General features: G+C 45.4%; 20 protein-coding genes and 3 pseudogenes. 8 read left to right on the top strand and 15 right to left on the bottom strand.

Annotated elements, in window-relative coordinates; translation table 11 throughout:
* Nucleotides 1-204 precede the first annotated feature (204 nt).
* From NKJ21_RS00760 to NKJ21_RS00735, 6 genes are all read right to left on the bottom strand, one after another.
* A complete protein-coding gene (locus NKJ21_RS00760; RefSeq protein ID WP_254732631.1) occupies nt 205-1,968 on the bottom strand; it encodes an EAL domain-containing protein in 1,764 nt (587 codons plus the stop codon).
* Nucleotides 1,969-2,280: 312 nt separating this feature from the next.
* Nucleotides 2,281-2,721 carry a PerC family transcriptional regulator gene (locus tag NKJ21_RS00755; RefSeq protein WP_032754004.1) on the bottom strand — a complete coding sequence of 147 codons (441 nt, stop codon included), beginning with the start codon at nt 2,719-2,721 and terminating at the stop codon, nt 2,281-2,283.
* A gap of 13 nt (nt 2,722-2,734) precedes the next feature.
* Nucleotides 2,735-3,280, bottom strand: coding sequence for a replication protein P (locus tag NKJ21_RS00750; RefSeq protein WP_254732629.1), 546 nt, complete (start codon nt 3,278-3,280; stop codon nt 2,735-2,737).
* Nucleotides 3,192-4,175, bottom strand: coding sequence for a DnaT-like ssDNA-binding domain-containing protein (locus tag NKJ21_RS00745; RefSeq protein WP_254732627.1), 984 nt, complete (start codon nt 4,173-4,175; stop codon nt 3,192-3,194). Before NKJ21_RS00745 ends, NKJ21_RS00750 begins: the two co-directional genes overlap by 89 nt.
* A 51-nt stretch (nt 4,176-4,226) precedes the next feature.
* Nucleotides 4,227-4,781: a toxin YdaT family protein gene (locus NKJ21_RS00740; protein ID WP_017898969.1), complete on the bottom strand. Its 555-nt coding sequence runs from the start codon at nt 4,779-4,781 to the stop codon at nt 4,227-4,229.
* A gap of 2 nt (nt 4,782-4,783) precedes the next feature.
* The gene (locus NKJ21_RS00735) at nt 4,784-5,005 is read right to left on the bottom strand and encodes a YdaS family helix-turn-helix protein (protein WP_004147982.1); all 222 of its coding nucleotides are present in this window, start codon (nt 5,003-5,005) and stop codon (nt 4,784-4,786) included.
* A gap of 180 nt (nt 5,006-5,185) precedes the next feature.
* Here NKJ21_RS00735 and NKJ21_RS00730 point away from each other — a divergent pair, with 180 nt between their 5' ends.
* From NKJ21_RS00730 to NKJ21_RS00705, 7 genes are all read left to right on the top strand, one after another.
* On the top strand, nt 5,186-5,530 hold the full coding sequence (locus NKJ21_RS00730; RefSeq protein ID WP_223168509.1) for a transcriptional regulator: 345 nt from the start codon (nt 5,186-5,188) through the stop codon (nt 5,528-5,530).
* Between the two features lie 274 nt (nt 5,531-5,804).
* Nucleotides 5,805-5,927 (top strand): hypothetical protein, encoded by a 123-nt coding sequence (locus tag NKJ21_RS27665; RefSeq protein ID WP_014228882.1) that lies wholly within the window; start codon nt 5,805-5,807, stop codon nt 5,925-5,927.
* 420 nt (nt 5,928-6,347) lie between these two features.
* Nucleotides 6,348-6,542 carry a DUF1482 family protein gene (locus tag NKJ21_RS00725; protein ID WP_168239775.1) on the top strand — a complete coding sequence of 65 codons (195 nt, stop codon included), beginning with the start codon at nt 6,348-6,350 and terminating at the stop codon, nt 6,540-6,542.
* Between the two features lie 42 nt (nt 6,543-6,584).
* Complete coding sequence (locus tag NKJ21_RS00720; protein ID WP_014228879.1) at nt 6,585-6,929, top strand: Rrf2 family transcriptional regulator; 345 nt, start codon at nt 6,585-6,587, stop codon at nt 6,927-6,929.
* A gap of 138 nt (nt 6,930-7,067) precedes the next feature.
* Complete coding sequence (locus tag NKJ21_RS00715) at nt 7,068-9,206, top strand: exonuclease (protein WP_254732625.1); 2,139 nt, start codon at nt 7,068-7,070, stop codon at nt 9,204-9,206.
* Between the two features lie 52 nt (nt 9,207-9,258).
* Nucleotides 9,259-9,504: an excisionase gene (locus NKJ21_RS00710; protein WP_012542206.1), complete on the top strand. Its 246-nt coding sequence runs from the start codon at nt 9,259-9,261 to the stop codon at nt 9,502-9,504.
* Nucleotides 9,485-10,612 carry a site-specific integrase gene (locus tag NKJ21_RS00705; protein ID WP_014228877.1) on the top strand — a complete coding sequence of 376 codons (1,128 nt, stop codon included), beginning with the start codon at nt 9,485-9,487 and terminating at the stop codon, nt 10,610-10,612. The genes NKJ21_RS00710 and NKJ21_RS00705 overlap by 20 nt, the downstream gene beginning before the upstream one ends.
* Before the next feature lie 117 nt (nt 10,613-10,729).
* Here the strand turns inward: NKJ21_RS00705 and NKJ21_RS00700 are convergent.
* Nucleotides 10,730-10,897: pseudogene (locus NKJ21_RS00700) on the bottom strand (NADP-dependent isocitrate dehydrogenase); the annotation flags it as partial.
* Nucleotides 10,898-11,127: 230 nt separating this feature from the next.
* Between NKJ21_RS00700 and NKJ21_RS00695 the strand changes: the two are divergent.
* Nucleotides 11,128-11,541: pseudogene (locus tag NKJ21_RS00695) on the top strand (integrase core domain-containing protein); the annotation flags it as partial.
* 112 nt (nt 11,542-11,653) lie between these two features.
* Here NKJ21_RS00695 and NKJ21_RS00690 read toward each other — a convergent pair.
* From NKJ21_RS00690 to NKJ21_RS00655, 8 genes and pseudogenes are all read right to left on the bottom strand, one after another.
* Nucleotides 11,654-12,022 carry a hypothetical protein gene (locus NKJ21_RS00690; protein WP_064367499.1) on the bottom strand — a complete coding sequence of 123 codons (369 nt, stop codon included), beginning with the start codon at nt 12,020-12,022 and terminating at the stop codon, nt 11,654-11,656.
* Entirely contained in the window at nt 12,022-12,819 is a 798-nt protein-coding gene (locus NKJ21_RS00685; protein WP_254732623.1) for a hypothetical protein, read from the bottom strand. The genes NKJ21_RS00690 and NKJ21_RS00685 overlap by 1 nt, the downstream gene beginning before the upstream one ends.
* A 487-nt stretch (nt 12,820-13,306) precedes the next feature.
* Nucleotides 13,307-13,414: pseudogene (locus NKJ21_RS00680) on the bottom strand (hypothetical protein); the annotation flags it as partial.
* A gap of 114 nt (nt 13,415-13,528) precedes the next feature.
* Nucleotides 13,529-14,599: a hypothetical protein gene (locus NKJ21_RS00675; RefSeq protein ID WP_142712472.1), complete on the bottom strand. Its 1,071-nt coding sequence runs from the start codon at nt 14,597-14,599 to the stop codon at nt 13,529-13,531.
* Between the two features lie 380 nt (nt 14,600-14,979).
* Entirely contained in the window at nt 14,980-16,413 is a 1,434-nt protein-coding gene (locus NKJ21_RS00670; RefSeq protein ID WP_171879838.1) for a HEPN domain-containing protein, read from the bottom strand.
* 278 nt (nt 16,414-16,691) lie between these two features.
* Entirely contained in the window at nt 16,692-17,957 is a 1,266-nt protein-coding gene (locus NKJ21_RS00665) for a Y-family DNA polymerase (RefSeq protein WP_254732621.1), read from the bottom strand.
* A 1-nt stretch (nt 17,958) separates the two neighbouring features.
* On the bottom strand, nt 17,959-18,378 hold the full coding sequence (locus NKJ21_RS00660; protein WP_002901812.1) for a translesion error-prone DNA polymerase V autoproteolytic subunit: 420 nt from the start codon (nt 18,376-18,378) through the stop codon (nt 17,959-17,961).
* Between the two features lie 252 nt (nt 18,379-18,630).
* Complete coding sequence (locus NKJ21_RS00655; protein WP_110212489.1) at nt 18,631-19,179, bottom strand: recombinase family protein; 549 nt, start codon at nt 19,177-19,179, stop codon at nt 18,631-18,633.
* Between the last annotated feature and the right edge of the window lie 27 nt (nt 19,180-19,206).

Here is a 19,206-nt window from a genome sequence, read left to right as displayed (position 1 = left end):
CAGGGTTTCTACGCCTGGTAATATGCCCATGACAGTCTCTAAGACCGCTTAGAGCGAGAAGCGTAAGTGAGAGTTTGTAATGATTACCAGGATGCAGAACTAAAATCGGCCGCTGATAATCAATGAAGAGCAGGTCAGGGTGACCAGCTCCCTTCCGTTTATATATTTCGGGCAGGCGAGCATACGTTTTTACTTAATACTCGTTCACTTTAAGGCTTCGTCTCTGCCGTGATACCAGGTTTCAAAAGCATCAGGGGTCATCGGTTTGGCAAAAAAATAGCCCTGAACTTCATCGCAGCCCAGCCTTCTTAAAATATCAACGGTCCTGGCATCCTCGACTCCTTCGGCCAGAACGATATAGTCGAGCTGCTTGAGGAGTGTGATAACGTTGCGAACAATGATGCGGCTGGCATTGTCGTCAGCAACCTTACTCACAATAGAGCGGTCAAGCTTGATGATGTCCATCGGGATTTGTCGCAGGTAATTAATGTTGCTGTATCCGGAACCAAAATCATCCAGAGATATTTTAAATCCGCGTTGTTTGAGCATGTCCAGGCCGATAAGTGCAGCGGGACTTTCCAGCATCTTCTCGGTTTCCAGACACTCCCCCCCCAGCAGGGCGGGATCCAGACGCGCGTCCAGCATTTTCTGTTCCAGCTCATCGCAGAAATCTGGTCTTGAAAAATCACTGGCAGCCAGATTAATCGACACAGGTAAAGAAAGTCCACGGCTTTGCCAGGCACTCAGTTGCACAATAGTGTGATCGATAACCCATGCTGTGAGTTCACGCATCAGGCTGGTCTTTTCGACCAGAGGAATAAACACACCCGGCAACACTTCGCCGTTTTTAGGATGTTGCCATCTAAGCAAAGCTTCGGCTCCCGTCACACGCCCTGTCACCAGTGAGATTTTCGGCTGATAAACCAGATATAAGCCCTGGTTTTCTTGTAGCGCTTGTCTAACTTCAGTAAGAAGGCTGAAATCAGTCTTCTTACGGCTATCCAGTGCGTCATCATAAACTGTAAACCGGCGCCCCTGACTTATCCCTTCATGCAATGCGCTGACTGCACGGCGCAGTATTTCATTCGATGTCAGAGATTTATCGCAAAGCCCGGAGTCACCCATGTGAATATCCAGATCAAGGGGAACTTCAGGGGTAAGCCTGGCCTGGATCCCCTGAAGGCTTTGAGAGATATCTTCTAATGTCCGAGTTTTTTCCTTATGGGTAAAAAAGGCAAATCGTCCAACTGCCACGGCGTAGAGCGGCCCTTCTAAAGGCAGGCGTACCTGCAGCTCTGCGACCATATTACGAAGTAGATTTTCTACGGCAGTCATACCGAGTGATCGAGCCATTTCGTAGGCTAATGGCATATCAATACAATCAATAATGACGAGCCTGAATGCGCCTTCAGTTGAAACCTCTATATCCTTCAGCAGTCGCTGCCGGTTTGGTAATAGCGTGACTATATCGAGGTAGCCGACGGAGTGCCACGAGGCCAGAAAATCCGATATAAGTTCTGCAATCTTTTCAAAAAGATCGAGCTGCTCGTCTGAAAGTTCCCTGGGCTGAGTATCGAGGATACACAAGGTACCTATGGATACTCCATCCTGGGTTTTAAGTGGGCAGCCTGCATAAAAGCGAATGAATGGAGCCTCTTTCACCGCGTGATAGTCACGAAAGGTAGGGTGCAGATGAGTGTCATGACAAATGAATGTCTTACTCTGTTCCTGGGTCTGTACGCAAAATGCCTCGCTCAGGCTGATTTCCGTGACGGCAACATTTTGGGCTGATTTGATGTATTGCTTTTCTTCATCGAGAACAGAAACAAAGCCCATCGGCATGTTCAGCAATTGGCATATTAGATGAGTATATTTTTTTAACGCATCATCCCGGCCCTTGTCAGGATTTTTCAACAAGTCGATTGCCGCAAGTCTTTTACTTTCATCTCTGCTGAGTTCGGTCAACATGGCAAGACATCCTCCGGCGCAATAGGCTTCTGGTTATTCCACACTCAAAGGTAGCATGCATCATTCTTCCAATGGCATATGGTAATATATACGCTGTGACCTGCATAAACTGTCACATTAAAATGTTTCCAGTTGATTGTCTCCCGGAAATGTCGCCCCCGGCTGCCCGGTAATCCATTTGCTGGTTGTGTTTGTGTCAGTAATGTCCGCTCCTGGCACTCAGCGGACATCTCAGCTTTACCTCATCCCGAAATATTTAAACTTAGCTTTGACATCCCGTACCAGCAGCTGTTGATTCCATTTTAGGCATAATCAGCACCTCGCCGCATTGCGCAGGCAGCGGTTACGCATTTTGGCAAGCAACCAGAGTTCGTTTGCTGTTGTAGTCATCCCAAGCATCGATGTGTAAACAGTCGCAGCCCGGCGCCACAGCTTTTTGTCTTCCAGCGTCTTCGCCAGGGACAGTGCGTTTTGGACTTTTTTCACATCCTCTTCAGATAATGGTGTTGCAGTCTGCGGCAGGGCAACATCGGGAACCTCAACGCCTGCAACAACCCGGTAGACATACTGGCAACCGTTATGGGTACGATGGAGTTTTCCCGCGGCATGGAGTTGCCGCAGCAAGTTACCTGCTGTACTGGCTTGCAAGTCGAGCGCATCGCAGACATCCTGCAGGACGCATTCTGGCGTCCGGCTAACGATGGCAAGCACCATCTGTGCTTTGGTTACTTTGGCTTTTGATTGTTTGGTCATGGTCAAAACTCGTTTACTCGGTTAAACCTGCAGCCTTGCGGCGTTTGTACTCTTCCATCAGAATCTGCGCTGGTGTCGGTCCTGCTGCATGCCTCGGTGCTGCCAACTGCCGACGAATCGGGGGAATCGAAAACCCGTTATCCAGGTGTTTGCTCCATTTCGTGAGTAAGTTTTCTGCCAGTTTTTTCAGCTCCCCCTCAGTCAGGTTCCTCTCAACTCCGGTTCTGCGCATCTCAATGCAAATGTGATACAGAACATCCTGTTTCCATGGGTATTTGTCGCTGCCCGAGTATCGGTAAGACTCATTCCTCCAGCGCTTGTATTCCGCCATTACAGCTTCAGATGTCAGATTGAACGGGTTAGCACCGCTGGAAGACACCAGCGCAACGAACTCAGCAAGATCCGGCGGCCATGTGCTGCCCGCGGCGCAGCGCTCCATGCACTGACTGCAGACCAGGGTAATCTGGGCTTCACTCATCGATCCAATCTGGGCAATCCACATATCCGAGGGCGCCGCCCCGTTCTTCTGGGTCCACCGGTTCGAAAATATTTCCCCCATGACCGTCCATAGCCGCCATGCCGTATCCGCCGCCAGCAAGTCCGTTTTGCTTTTCCCAGCGTTCTCTGGCTGCCTGAATTTCCTGAACTGCCCGGGATGCGGTGTTAACTGGTTGAATTCCTGCATAGCCTTTACCTCCGGTTGCTGGTTGTGGTTTAGATTTGGCTCTGGCACTTATCACGCTGCGGGCAAATTTCTGCTCCCACTGAATCTGAGTGAACACTTTCCCCTCGGATTTCCAGTACGCGGTGAACTCTGCCAACTCTGTCGGCAGGTATGCCGGTTCGGGAAGCGCTATACCCCAGGTAGCAGCCAGTCGCGGCCAGTCTTGTGACGGCAGCCAAAGGTCGTGCATGGTGAATTTTCCGATCGGAATATCCACTCCAGGCAGATACTTAGGTTGCTGGGGAAAATTTCTCTCCTGCGCATAGAGAGTGGGGTTTGATCCTTTTCCCTTCCCTTCCCTTCCTTTTCCGTCAGTGAGCCCTCCTTGAGGATTCACTGAGTCCTCATTGAGACCTCCTTGATTAGTCACTCTCTTTTCTTCCTCTCCTGCCCTATCCTCAGTGAGTTCTGGCGGAAGAGGTATTTTTGAAGCTGAAGGCCTGTTTATTTTTTGATGCTTAAGGAAACCTTTAATCTGCAAATACCAGACATCATTCACTGAATACTCAGTGAGTAATCCATGAGTAATCAGTTCCTGTATTAGTGGTTCGCAATCGAGCGTGTCCGCAGGGAAGATTTGCATCTTCAACCGTTTTGGCGAACGCTCAAGGCATCCCATGTCGTTGGCGAAGTTGAACAACCCGATAAACAGGAGACGCGCTGGAATTGAACATTCCACCACCTTCTCATCTGTCCAGAATTCAGGTTTAACTGTTCTGATGCGGGCCATCTGAAACCTCTTATTAGCCAGCTGGTGCTGGTGGTCATTGTCAAAACTCGATTAGAAAAACTGCGGCGCTACGGCGCTGATGCTCGCCAGAAGTGGTCCCGCCGCATCTGCAGGAAGCATGTTAAAAAGTGCAATTGCTGCCTCCCGAATTTCACGCTCTAACTTCTGCAACGGAGCACCAAGCAATTTTGCCTGGTGCGCTTCGCTACACTCTTTGATTGCTTGAGCCACCAGCTCGCTTTCAGTCAATCCACGTTTCAATCCGTGTTTGCGCGCAATCTCAATAGGCATCGCATCAGCGATCGCTCCTGAAAGCTGCATGACGTAGCTGGTGTACTTCTCTGATCCGGATTCGTTTTTCAGGTAGCGGTACAGATTCTGTTTATTGACGTTTATTCCGCGACCGTTTTGTTTTCTCCATTGCTCATCCACCAGCTGCGCGATGTGGTCCTGTGCACGTCCAGGTAAAGTCGACTCCCATTCCTGAACGGCAGCAAAAATTGCTCTACTCTTCATCCGAGCCCGGCGTAGACCGGAAAACTGATTTTCTGAGTTCAGTTGCAGGCCCATTACCGGGTTATGATTTTTAAAAGAGATGGTTTGCATACTTACTCCTTCGGTAATCCATCCGTTGGGTTTGGGTAGAGATCTGGTCTGAGTTCATGCGGAGTAACTTTCCACTCCAATGCCTTACTGACTTTCAGAACCAACTCGCCGGGAACTTTATGTTTGAACCAACCATTTACTGTTTGTGCTCGCCGATTAAGCCGCCGTCCGATTTCCGATTGGCTACACACGGCAAGTAATTTTTTTTGAAGTGATGGCTTCATGCGCTGCTCCACTAAGAACTGTAAATTTGAATTACAGTTTAATCAGTTTATTTCGATAGTGTCAAATCATTCGATATAAGGCCTGAAGAAAAAATCTGTATAATCTTTCTCATGTGTTTGTTTGGGTGGATGAAGATGAACTTTGGTGTTCGACTGCAACGAGTCTTAGATGAGATAGGAATGTCTCAATCAGAACTGGGGCGGAGGATCGGTGCGACATCCCAATCAGTGAATGGCTGGTGTCAGGCTGGAATCCTTCCCAGGAAAGAAATGCTTGAGCAACTTCCTGATATAACAGGAAAACCTTTGTATTGGTTTTTCATGACAGATGAAGACGAAGAGACGCTGCAGCCGCCAAGATCGGAAGATATCTATGTCCTTACCCCGGAGACCAAAAAGCTCATAGAAATTTACGATCAGCTTCCTCAAGTGGAGCAAGAACGATTCGTCGGGTTAATGCAGTTAAGGCTGGAAGAACTCGATGCTTTCATGAACGAATATTTAATGAAACGAAAGAAAGACTAGAACAGCCTTACCCGCCCCATCATAAGCGCCGCCTTCGGGCGGTTTTTTTGTGCCTGCTCCCCACCTCACATCCAATTCTGAAATTTAAATCATCAGTTTTAATTGACAGCTGTAGTTTATATCGATAATACTATCTCCGTCCTATGACGTCATCGAGGCAGGAAGCCCACGAAGTAGCTGCCGGCGGCATACGAAACACCGGATGAGATGACAGCAATATCAATCGCAGCAGGTTCAACGTTCGGCTGCCCGGCCTTAAGGGAAGGAAATGAGTATGGATAAAGCATATGAAGACTATTTTGAAAGCCTCTCTGAAGGTGAGGAGGCGCTGAGTTTCAGCGAGTTTACCGCGGCGCTTTCAGGTAAGCCGGCAGACTGCGCCTCTTCTGAAATGTAATGGAAATCCTGCGCGCTACGTGGTGGTGAATTGCAGGGTGAAAAAGCTCAATCGTGAAGATCAGCGTCACGACACCACCGACGAAGCGCGTCGAAGTAGTGAAAATAAAAAATCAGGGTTTGCAATGCGGTGAATGCGGCTATGCGCACGCGACACAGTTAAAAAAGTAAACATGGCGGTTATTCACACATTGTGGGGAAAAAGTTGTCGGCGGTAGTTGTTAACTGGCTGCCGTCACCGGGAGGCACCCGGCGCCGCATTGCAAAACCACATCCTAATACTGAGTTAACTGGAGATAACTATGAAGGATTTTGCCCGAGTACCTACCGGGAACCAGGCGACCCGCCTGAACTGGTTCGAGGTGAGACTACGCCAGCTGTGTTACTTGCTGGCGCAGAAAGGAAACCCTGAGGCTGAGGCATGAATACCCTGTTTGCCCTTGTCATCAGCGTTTGTGCTCTCACTGGTGAATGCTCTGATGTTCTGATCGGTGTTTATCCATCAGAGGCCAGTTGCAACAGCAACGCCGATGAACAAAAAGTACAGGGCCAGTGCCTCCCCTACCGAAATGCACAAAACATGGCTGACGACCAACAGCCTGTAGTGAGTTTTTGAATCGAGTTTTGACCAATGGCCGTTACGGCCGGAGAAGTGATTATGGAATTTGGAATGAAACGCGTTCTGGCATCTGTCCAGGCCGCCGCCACTTTGAATAAGCTCTATGACGGCTCGCCCGTTTCACTGACGGCCATCAGTAAAGAGTCAAAGCTGTCTACTTCATACCTTGAGCAGATCTTCAAAAAGCTGCGGGCGGGTAACCTGGTAATTTCACAGCGTGGCCCAGGTGGTGGTTATAGCCCCCGCGGCGATGACATCACCGTTACAGAAGTGATCACTGCGGTATCTAAACTGCCAGCCCATAAAACTTTTGAGCCTATCCTGCGAGCGCTTGACGACGTTCGCGTATCACAGCTGCTGCGGGGCGATTCGCCAGCCCCATAAAGCACAAAACCCGCGCAAGGCGGGTTAAGTACCCGGTCAGCCGACCAAAGCTTTCCGGAATCGAGTTTTGACCAATGACCACCAGGGCGGCTGCCATCAGCTGCCGGGTATCTTACAATCCAAAGGAGCCCAAACGCAATGAACAACTACCCGTATCTCATTAAAGCGAAGGCAAAAGCAAACGAAGCGAAAAGTCTCTTCTGCTGGTTCTCTGCTAAATCCGATTCTCGCGCCGAGCGCAAAATCCTGGACATCCTGGAAGACGCTGAAATTAACGTTGGCCGCGGCGCCAGCCATCAGCTGCCGATCCGCACCAACTGGCTCATCGTTGATGACTTACCGGAAGAAGGTGTACTGGATGACACCTGGTGCGATCGCTACGAGCTTGGTGGTGAAGACGGGCTGACATGGCAAAAAATCGTTGCGCCAGCGGCTGCTGAACCACAGCCCTCCAGTAAACCAGAAAACGATATCTCTCCTGCAAATAGCGATGAAGAGGACTATTCGAACAATGAAGAAGCACTCTTCAACCTGGCGGAAATGTCATTCCGCACGCAGCTGCTTGCCCAGTATATGGCCGACGAGCGTCACGTGTATCACATTAGCATTCCTCATCGTAACCGCCTTTCAGCGATGGAAATGGATACGGATAATCACGGTGTGCAGAATCTACTGCTGACGGCAGAAAATATTCCGGAGCTTAAAAAATATGATATGCCTGGCCTGTGGAAATTTACCAGTGCATTTAAGAGCGTATTTCCTGTGGGGAAACGCCATGAGCTCGGCAAGCAAATTCAGTTCGCCAAATTGTGGCTTGAAACGTCGCACATTGACCGCGGGATCCTTACAAAGGAATGGGCTGCTGGAAACTATATCACCTCAATAAACAAAACCGATGCCGGCGCCAATGCTGGCGGCGGTAACAAAACTGACCGCAATCCGGATTATCAGCATTCGCTGGATACTCTGGATATAGAGATCGCTCTTGCAACGATGCCTATGGATTTTGACATCTATAATTTTCCGGCATCAGTCCACCGCCGCGCGAAGGAAATAGTACAGAAGAAAGAAAGTCCATTTAAAGAATGGTCTGCAGCATTACGGAGCACACCAGGCATCCTTGATTATTCCCGTGCAGCGATTTTTGCACTGATCAGGGAAGCATCCAGTGGAATAACTCCTTTTCCAGATCGGTTGCGTGGCTACATCAACGCGAATCTGACTGAATATAAGCATGATACCCCGAGCGCTGAGACGCTTACCAAGGCGGGACATATTCCATCTGCTGCAGTCACTCTGGATGCAACAAACCAAGTAATCGCCGGAGAGGATAGCAGCGCAAAACTGGAAACACTCTCCTCCGACATTAAAGCAGTTGGTGCCGAACTGGTAAAAGAGGCTCAAAAGCAACGTCCGGACGCTAATCAGGTTCTGGCCGCCGAGCGCGGCGAATATGTTGAAGGGGTTAGCGACCCTACGGATCCGAAGTGGGTAACCGAAGACCTTACCAAGACCAGGCAGCCTGAAGTTTCAAAAATTGGGGACGGAGTATTTTCCATTGAAGGTCTTGTTGACGTTACGGGCAAGGTTAACCAAAAAGAAAAAACAGATGAAGTTGTTCATCAAACGGATTCTGTAGATATTGAATCCGGTCATCATAATAAGGAGGAAGATCAGCCAATTGATTATGTTCACGTTATGGTTGATCTGGAAACCATGGGTAAAAAACATAACGCCCCTATCGTCGCTATTGGTGCGGTTGTTTTTGACCCGGCAACCGGCTCTATTGGAGAAAGTTTCTATAAAGTCGTATGCCTTGAATCCTCCGTGAACTGGGGCGCCGTAATCGATCCATCTACTGTTATCTGGTGGCTTAAGCAGTCCTCCGAAGCACGCTCTGCGATCGTAAATGATGATGCTATCCCGTTGCAGGATGCATTACTCCAGTTCAGAGAATTTGTTTCTGATAATGTCGCTGGTGGGAGCAAAAAGGCGCAGGTATGGGGTAACGGTGCGTCATTCGACAACTCTATTCTGCGTTCTTCTTACGATTGCATTGCTGAAGATTATCCGTGGGAATACTGGAACGATCGGGACGTACGAACAATAGTAGAGCTCGGCCAAGCCATTAGCTTCGACCCCAAAACAACGATCCCGTTTGAAGGGTCTCGTCACAATGCCCTCGCTGATGCTATTCATCAGGCCCGCTATGTATCAGCGATCTGGCAGCGAATAATTGCCGGCAATCAGGTGCTGCAAAAATTGATGCAAAACTGATTTTGTATTTTCAGATACTGGCCCAGCAATGGGCCATGATGAGGTAAAACATATGCTCCAGATGTTAACCCTTGAAGAGTGGGCAAACGAGAAATACAGAAGCAATCCTCCAAGTGTTTCCACTCTCAGGAATTATGCTAAACAGAATATGTTTTCTCCCCCAGCCAAAAAAGAAGGTCGATTCTGGCGCGTCAGGGAGGATGCTGAGTTGGTCGGTACATTGACCACTCCTGTAGTAAAGAAAAGCGACCCTGTTCTTTTGCAGAGGATTTTGAACGATGGCTGCCAGACCACGTAAAAATAATATATCTATTCCAAATTTATACCCGCTCTTCAGCAGAAAGGTTAATAAAGTATACTGGCGTTATAAGCACCCGATAACTGGTAAGTTTCATAGTCTAGGAACAGACGAAGCAGAGGCCACGGCAATAGCTATTGAAGCAAATAAAAGACTGGCGGAACAACAAACCCGCCAGATAATGGCAATCACTGACAGAATTTCCACCAGCTCAGGAAAATCAATATCAACTAACACCTGGCTTGAACGTTACTGGAAGATTCAGCAGGAAAGATTGAAGTCCGGAGATATTAAAGAAAACACTATCAAACAAAAAGCAAAACCAGTATCTCTGCTTAAGGAACGGGTAGGAATGAAATTAATATCCGCTGTCAATGTTCGAGATGTTGCGCAAATTCTTGATGAATATTTAGCGGAGGGACAACCCAGAATGGCTCAGGTCATTCGCTCTGTCCTAATAGATGTTTTTAAAGAAGCTCAGCATGCGGGAGAAGTACCTCCTGGTTATAACCCTGCACTAGCAACTAAACAACCTCGTAGAAAGATCACTCGCCAGCGCCTCACTCTTGAGGAATGGCAAAAGATTTTTGATATAGCCGATGAAAATCACAAATACATGGGGAACGCCATGCTTTTAGCCATAGTAACAGGACAGCGACTAGGTGATATATCCCGTATGAAATTCTCGGACATCTGGGACGATCATCTACACGTTGAGCAAGAGAAAACCGGAAGCAAAATCGCTATACCATTAGCTCTGCGTTGCAACGCAATCAACTGGAGCCTCCGAGATGTAATCAGTCGTTGCCGGGATTATGCAGTAAGCCCTTATTTGGTTCATTTCTTTAGAACCACCTCACAGGCTGAGCGAGGAGCACAGGTGAAACCCAGAACACTGACCATGAATTTCAGCAAGGCAAGAGACAGTGCAGATATTGACTGGGGACAAGGTACACCGGCAACTTTCCATGAACAAAGATCGCTTTCCGAGCGGTTATATAAAGCCCAAGGTATAAACACGAAAGATTTACTTGGACATAAAACTCAACAACAAACGGATAGGTACCATGATGATCGTGGGAAGGGGTGGACAACGGTGGCCTTATGAGGTTTTTCGGGAGGGGTTTTGATAACTTGTTTTGATAAAATTTTGATAACCGTTCGAAAACTAATAATAAAAACGGGAACCACCAGGTTCCCGTTCTGACATAATCTGGGGGCCAGATTACATGTTCGCGATAATCGCGTCGCCAAACTCTGAACATTTCAGCAGTTTAGCGCCTTCCATCAGACGTTCAAAGTCATAGGTCACGGTCTTGGCGGCGATAGCGCCTTCCATGCCTTTGACGATCAGGTCTGCGGCTTCGAACCACTGCATATGGCGCAGCAGTATTTACTCAAAGTTCATATAAGCGTATGTTTTTACAGTTCATTATTGTTATTTATAGGATAGTATTTACTCTGATGGACTTTTTTCAACCCATTGATTTAGCTAATGCAATTCTTCGTTTTGGGGAATAAATTTTAGAAAAGCTTAATTGATGTTACGCTACAACCTTGTGAACTTCAAAATGTCAGAAAACGCTGGAAGAGAAAGTGGCTTACTGGAAGCTTTAGGTCGCCAAAGCGCCAATTACCTCAGCTGATTGACTGAATATCGTGTTCTGCCGTTTTATGCATCTCAGGGTCTGCCAAGGCTGAGAATACAGACAGAGGTACAGAATACTACGGTAAAATGGAACAACATGATTGCCAGCTTTATCTGGCGATAAATGACATCGACCACACGAAAACGAAAGCGATTTCACCACAGACAAACGGCATCTGCGAGCGGTTCCACAGGACGATATTACAGGAATTTTATCTGGTACTGTTCCGCAAAAAACTGTATGACCAACTCGATACATTACAATCGGAGCTTGATTAATGGCTGGCTCACTATAATAATGAGCGAACTCATCAAAGAAAATGTGCTGTGGCCGGTCACCAATGGAAACGTTACTTGATGGGAAGCGTATCTGGGTTCAGAAAATTTAAGCCAGATGTAATCTGACAGATAGCTGTAAAAATATCCGGTAACTGTCAAATCAGGTTTGAGTTAATACGTTTAATAGAAAGCGCCTAGATGGCACCTTCATATTGAATATGACTATAAAGAGTCTACTATTTTTAATGCGTTAGCTGCATTAGTCATAGCCAAGTCTGCTTTGGCTTTATCAATATTTAAATTTAACTTATAGTCACTTAGTGTTCTTTGAGACTTCATTGCAAACAAAACATGGCTGAGAGCGATCATTTTTTTCTTGTCGAACGCCTCTAAAGGCACCTGCCACGCTTCGCCTTGTAAATATGTAATAAGGTCTGCATGGCTTTGCTTAGGACCATTGACTAATTTGGCAATAGTATGGTGATAAGCGCCATAATATGCTCTACCAATAGCATTGCGGTATCCAATTTCGTCATTACGCTGAATGCACATGGTAGCAAAACTTATGAAATCTTGACTAGTAACGGACATTATTTTTTATCCATATAATTTAGCACAGACTCTTCTTCCGCTTCAGCGCCAAGTTCCATTTCAAACCAAGCACTCACATGCATACCAAGTAATTCATCGTGTTCAGCCATTTCAAAAGCCAATTCATAATTCATCTGTCCGATTTCATCTAAATCAATTTCCGAAATCGTAATTACATATGCATTTACTGATTCTTCACGAACAGTATGAAACAAATGAAGCGCTGACGTAGCTTTGTGCTTGCGCATAACTTTAGCCATAGAGCCAGCAATGAGTTCAAATTTGGCATCAGAAATGCTTGCCAACTCTTTAAAATCTTTGAGGCTTCTTTCGAGGTAATCTACTTGCTGTTGCATAGACTCATCCTCTCCATTCGGGCTAACTTTGATGAATTTTTTTGCATAATCAATTGCTTCATTAAACTTTCCACAATGAAGATGCATGTAGTATGCATAGCCATATAATTCTCTGGATACATACATTTCGGCAAGTTTAGTCGATACTTTAAGATAGTCTTCAACATTGCCTTCTGACGCTATAAAAGTGATGTAATTAGTTGCGCTTACACCGTCTTCATCGTTAGACAAAGATCTATCAAAGTATAGGATTGCCTTTTCCTTTTTGCCACCAGCAGCATAGGCCATAGCTAACAAATAGGATTCATTCGCATAATCTTTAAGTTGTTTAATGTCACGGACCCAGCGCTGTAGCTCCATCTCCCCCAGCGTTTGCCTAGAGGAAAGGATATCAACGAGTTTGTTTCCAAACTCAAGAGATTTCGGTACCGCTGCGATCATGTAGTCACCCAAATGAGAAAAAAATCATACGCCGAATCATTCATTTTACGTACATTACTACGGCCCTATAAATTCTACGCGAGTAAAGTTCAGTTTTCTAGTGCAAAAATGTTGTCATGGATGTGACCTTTCAGCGATTAGTTATTGACTTTTTTTGAAAAAGCATGTTGCTAACGGTCCTGGCGTCCACACACCTGAAATTGTTAGCAATGTTGTTAATAACTAAAAGTTATCCACATCAACACCTTCATCATTACTTACACAAAAAGTGCTAATTATATTTTCCCTGAAATTTCAAATCTCTAAGTACGGGTAAAAGAGCTGGTTGCTTTTTAACCATCCTTGCATAAAGGTTTTGCAGAAGAGACTTTTCGGTGCGGAATTCCCCCCAACTTCCATAAAGGAAATAGGGGGACAATAACATGAGTTATTACATGTCCGCGGTACTCGCCTCGACAAACTCGATATATCTCAACAGTTTAGCACCTTACATCAGATGTTCCAAGCCATAGGTAACGACATTAGCGGCGATGGCGCCTTCGGTGACTTTAATGATCAGGTCTGCGCCTTCGAACCACTGCATATGGCGCAGCACGTACATGACTAACTGTTATTTATCCCAATGATAAATATAATAATAAATCTAAATAATGACATTTCCCCAATATCAAAGCGCTTCATCTAACCAACTGATTTACCAATGTTTGTTTTAAATTTTAGGGAGAGTCTCCTCATGCAGAGAAGTAAAGTCATGGTATCTTTGCTTCACTGACTCTTCACTTTCATTAGGAAACGCACCATTATTCGCCATCCGTATTAGATCTTTATTATTTGGTTCTTTGAATCCATTTTCTATGCAATGACGATCAAGCCATATTTTTGATAAAGCATAAAATTCCAACAACTCATCATTCTGATAATCTTCACTTACATCATCCCACCACAGACATACTGAAGACATAATCCGTCTTTGCATATCAAAAATATATCTATCAGGGGTCTTAGCGATTTTTGAAAGGATGCTCTCGACAATGGTGTAGAAATAATAAAGAATGTATGGTAGCCTGCTATATAAATATGACCACTGTGAAATTTTACCATTCCAATCTGAAAATATAAAATTTACATTAAGTTTTTCAGTTCTGATAGCTTTGTGCTCGGTAAAAAGATGCATAGCGAGATTACATATTCCATCAAAATTATCTTCAGAATTTTTGTCATATCTCAGCCTTGCTATATATCCAGCATTAAACCTAGGGTCATCCCCTAATAATTTCAACACATTAGAAACTCGACCTATATGATTATCGATTCCCCCTGCATTCTTAGGACGAAGAGTTAAAGGACTTTCTGATAAAGATTTCGAAAATTCAGCATCATCCATAAACAGAGATTCAATCAAATATAGAGTTTCTTGAATTGGTTTTCTTATTAACATGTAAGTAATGTTTAATTTTCCTTTCTCTGAGCATTTTAGAGCTTCATATATACAGTGTAGTGCATCAGACAAAACGGCCTTAAGAACTGTCGCCCTAATTATTTTAATTTTATCTTTAGAGCGTTCCTTTACATCCAACCAATCAAAAATATTTTTGGCTAACTTAAGTGACTCCTCATCTTCACTAGAGATTTTTAGAGATGTCATAAAAACCCCTGAAGATTCTCCAGATTTCAATGCCTGTAGCATAATATCATGCATTAAAAAACAAAGTTTGTGAGCAGATCGGTACTTGTCAGGCATCGTCGTTTCAAATTTCATTCCACCATTTGATAAAGCCATATTTACTTCCTACCCTCTTAATTAGTTTTAAATAATAATCAAGAAAAAACTAACTCTTACATTTAGATACACAAAGCTAGCATTACGTTCGATTTAAGCGATAATTTAAAAACGAACGTTTGCATAAATATTTAACCTCAGGTGAGCATTTCCAATAGTTCGGACAGATAATCGATGGATCTGGTCGTTGTTATTCTCCCCCATTTATACTCTGCGTCAAGCTCACTTTGCTGTATAAATTATAATTAATACGAAAACTATACCATATAGGAGACCTGCTGAGTTATCGCACCTCGTCCACAGTTGACGAATATCTGATGCGATTTAACGGATGTCATTGATTCGACATGAAAGAGTGGCGAGGTGCCACCCTTTCAATATTACTGCATATCAAGTTTCGGACGTGAGGAAATGCCCTGAATCAAACCAACAGAACTTAAAGCATTTCTATGCTTATAACATCCAGGGTAGTAATAAAGGATTTTCTTTAACTCTTCATTTTCTATTTGAAGTATATCCAGCATAACAAGTAAATATAAAGTGGAAAGTGCGCGCATATGCGGAATAAGTTTCGCTATAAACTTATCATATTCACCAGGGGTTCTTTCTCCTCCATGATGTGATAAATCATTTCTGAGATGTGCACAGGAATCACAAAACGCTCTCAGTAATGTTGGTTCAATATCTAGATTAAGATGAAGGAACGTGTCATAAAGCCTTTCAGCAAGTGAGCGTTCATTATTTCTCGATAATGCATTCATTAGCCATCTACGATCATCTGATGTGAGTATTTTGTTTTCTTTAATTACATCAGATATTCGTTGTATTTTCTCTTCAAGTTTTGACTTAACCATTACATTAGAATTTAAATCATTTCTTCTGTCTAATGCCTCTAGTCCCCAAACCATGTTGACAAAAACATTCTCTGCATAAGTGCTTTTGTTTCTAAGGATGCTCAAATAGAGATTTATGCCTGGACCAAGAGTTTTCCTTTTTTCATACCACGTAGTAACCATTGATCCGAATTTGTCCCTAATTCTAGGGAACGGAACTGTTACGTCGATCCATTTAAATGCGTTCTCCGTTAGGTGATCTCTTCTGAAATAACACTCTACTGTATGGAGTACTTCATTATCTCCCCAGTATAACAATGGCCAACCAACCGATGCTTGGTCGTTGATTAGAATCATTAATAAGTCCTGGAGTCCATGATACTTATCTAAGAGGTCATCAATTTCAGTACTTTGGTTTAGTTCATAGATAAAATATGATGTAATGCTAACGTCGAGCTTAGCCGTTTGACGATTGGGTATTTTCCCTTCTAGATGATTTACAAGTTTAAGAGTCCCCCCATTCATGGGCCAGGAGTTATCCTCATTCAATTTAATATTTATTGCTGAGGTTAATTCTGTGTTATTTAAATATTCGAATGTTCCTGGGTGAGACCAATCATTCAAGTTGCTTAGAGGTATTCTAATTGACTTGAATTTCTCCGTTTTTATTTCCTCATTAGAAATTAGGCAAATCTCAGCCACGAATTTCTCATATGAAATATGTCCAACTTGTGCCCCATTGGTTCTGATGCTTTTTAAAATAATGTATTTCCCTGATTTTTTCAAAATACCTAAAATATAAATTCCCTTATCAATTCCAACGGCACCAAATATTGCTTCAGCTCCAAGTCTGCCTGCAAAGCTTTGATGAAGTTCAAGTTCAATAAATCCTTTATCATCAATCGTCAATTGCCCCGGAACAGCAAGTTCACCCTCAGAAAGATTAGACAACCAAAAGAAACCAGATTCATTCATAATCATAGTTAGTTTACTCAGTTAATATAAAAATTAAAATATCTAAAAAATCAGCAATCAGAGAAATAACACCATTAAATAAAGATTGTAGCACATTGATTCAACTGATATAAAATAGCAACTAACGATTTTTTATTCAGTTGTCAAACAGATCATCGCTAATCTTTGTCACATTAGTAGTTTTGACCTGCACTCCGTTGATTCATACAACATGCTGTTACAATGTCCGCAGTTCACTTAAGCGGACTGTAGTGGCAACACCACCTCTTAATGTTAAGGCCGATTCACCTGACTTTGAGCAGGTCACAGAACCTCGTAGTATAGCGAGGCGAAAGCATTTCTCGCTTCATCTGCCAGGCAGTCTGGATCCCCTGTCCTGCAAAATACAGAGTTCCCCTTCCGTCTTTCGCGTTGAGATGATCGAGAACTTCCATCAGTTTCTCACTCCCCTTCCGGGGAGCGTTGTCATCAAACAGGTTGAGCTGGGCCACGCCCTGGCTGTAGAAATCCCCAAGCATCACGCCTGCTTTCTGGTAACGATGCCCGTCTCGCCAGATTGCATCGAGACATTTTGTCGCCGCGGTGATGATGTCCCGGCTATCATGGGTCGGTGTAAGAAGCTTTACTGATGCACTGTTCCCGTAATACAGCTCGTTAAGCGCAAAGGGGCTGGTTTTAAGGAACGCTGAGATGAACCGACAATACTGATGCTCGCCACGGAGTTTCTCCGCTGCGCGCGACGCATAGCTGCATATTGCCTGCCTCATCTCATGGTATTCCGTGATACGACCGCCGAACGAACGGCTGCAAACGATTTCCTGCTTTACCGGTGCGAACTCCTCCAGCCCGAGGCATGGTTCGCCACGCAGCTCCCGCACGGTTCGCTCCAGAACCACATTAAAATGCTTCCGGATAAAACGGATATCGGTATCAGCCAGTTGAAGCACTGTTTTAATGCCCATTGCCTCCAGTTTTTTACTGATGCGGCGCCCGACTCCCCAGACCTCATCCACCGGAAGCAAAGCCATCAACTTCCTCTGTCTTTCCTGATTAGACAGATCCACCACTCCTCCGGTCTGCCGCTGCCACTGTTTCGCCGCGAGATTGGCCAGCTTTGCCAGGGTTTTAGTCTGGGCTATGCCGACGCCGACCGTGAGGTGCGTCCTGCGCAGAACCGTCTCGCGAATTTCCCTGCCAAAATCGGTAAGATCGCGACAGTTACGCACACCAGTAAGATCGCAAAATGCCTCATCAATACTGTAAATTTCACAGCGTGGAGAGAGTTCCTCCAGCGTTGTCATCACTCGGTTGGACATATCGGCATAAAGCTCATAGTTGCTGCTAAACGCGATAATACCGTGCCGGCGAAACATGTCCTTTTGCTTGAAATAAGGCTCACCCATTTTGACGAAGGGCTTAGCCTCTTGCGAACGGGCGATCACGCAGCCGTCGTTGTTTGACAGGACGACCACCGGCCGCCCCTTCAGGTCAGGACGAAATACGGTCTCGCACGATGCGTAAAATGAGTTCACATCGCAAAGTGCAAACATTTCAGCCAGCCGATTTAATGATGTACGTAACCACCCCGAACACATCGAGAGTATCCTCGCTACCGACGACTATCGGCGAATATGCAGGGTTCATTGGGTTAAGCTGAACCCGCGGATGCAGCTGCAGCTTCTTAACGGTGAATTCCCCATCCACTGCAGCGATAACGATATCGCCATGAACTGCTGTCCTTGAGCTATCCACAACAAGAAGATCACCTTCCCCTATGCCGGCATCCTTCATGCTGTCGCCGGCGGCTTTGACAAAATACGTCGCACTGGGGTGGTTAACGAGCAACTCGTTCAGATCGATACGTTGCTCAACGTAATCCTGTGCAGGGCTTGGAAAACCACATTGCACAAGGTCACTGTACAACGGGATCAGCATGATCTCACGTAACTCAACGGGCGTGTAAAACTGCATAATTGACTCGCTCAGATTAATACTGTTTTTATATACAGTAGTTTTAACAGAGCGACAGATCAATATAGGTTCTGGCTATCAATTTATGTCATTGGCGTAACACATTGATGTAACGAGTAAGGTAATTTTCAGGCCTTAGCTGTTTGATGGTTTTGCGAACAATGCGAGGTTAAAATTTTTCAGCTATGGCAATGCCTTCATAGCAAATTGCTCACCTGCGATCTCTTGCATACGGTTCGCAGGTGAGCAAACTTAACCGGCTGGAAAATATTTATAAATCGTCTTCACTCCCACCCCTATCACATCGGCTACCTGCTGCCGGGTTGCACCCGTACCCAACATCCTGCGGCATCGCTCCACAACCTCAGTGGTCATTACCCGCCGGCGTCCGCCTACTCTCCCCTGCTCCCTCGCTGCGGCTAACCCGGCGCGGGTACGCTCGACGATCAGCTCGCGCTCCATTTCCGCCAGGGCGCTCATGACGTGGAAGAAAAAGCGGCCTGCTGGCGTACTGGTATCGATACTGTCGGTCAGGCTGCGGAAATTCACCCCGCGGGCCTGCAGTTCCGAGACCAGAGTGATTAAGTCGCGCACGCTGCGCCCTAGCCGGTCCAGTTTCCAGACCACCAGCACGTCGCCGGGCTTAAGCCTGCGTAAGGCGCGCCTCAATCCCGGCCGTCTGGCATTTTTCCCGCTCGCGGTGTCTTCAAATATCTGTTCACATTCCGCGCGAAACAGTGCTGTTTTCTGCAAATCGAGGTTTTGATCCCCTGTAGAGACCCGTGCATAGCCAATCAGCATGTTGTAACCCATTGAAATAGCTGATTG

It is taken from the genome of Klebsiella sp. SWET4, assembly GCF_024296565.1.
GTDB lineage: Bacteria > Pseudomonadota > Gammaproteobacteria > Enterobacterales > Enterobacteriaceae > Klebsiella > Klebsiella variicola.
The sequence above is the reverse complement of the archived record's forward strand: the minus strand, read 5'-3'. Positions and strand labels throughout refer to the sequence as shown.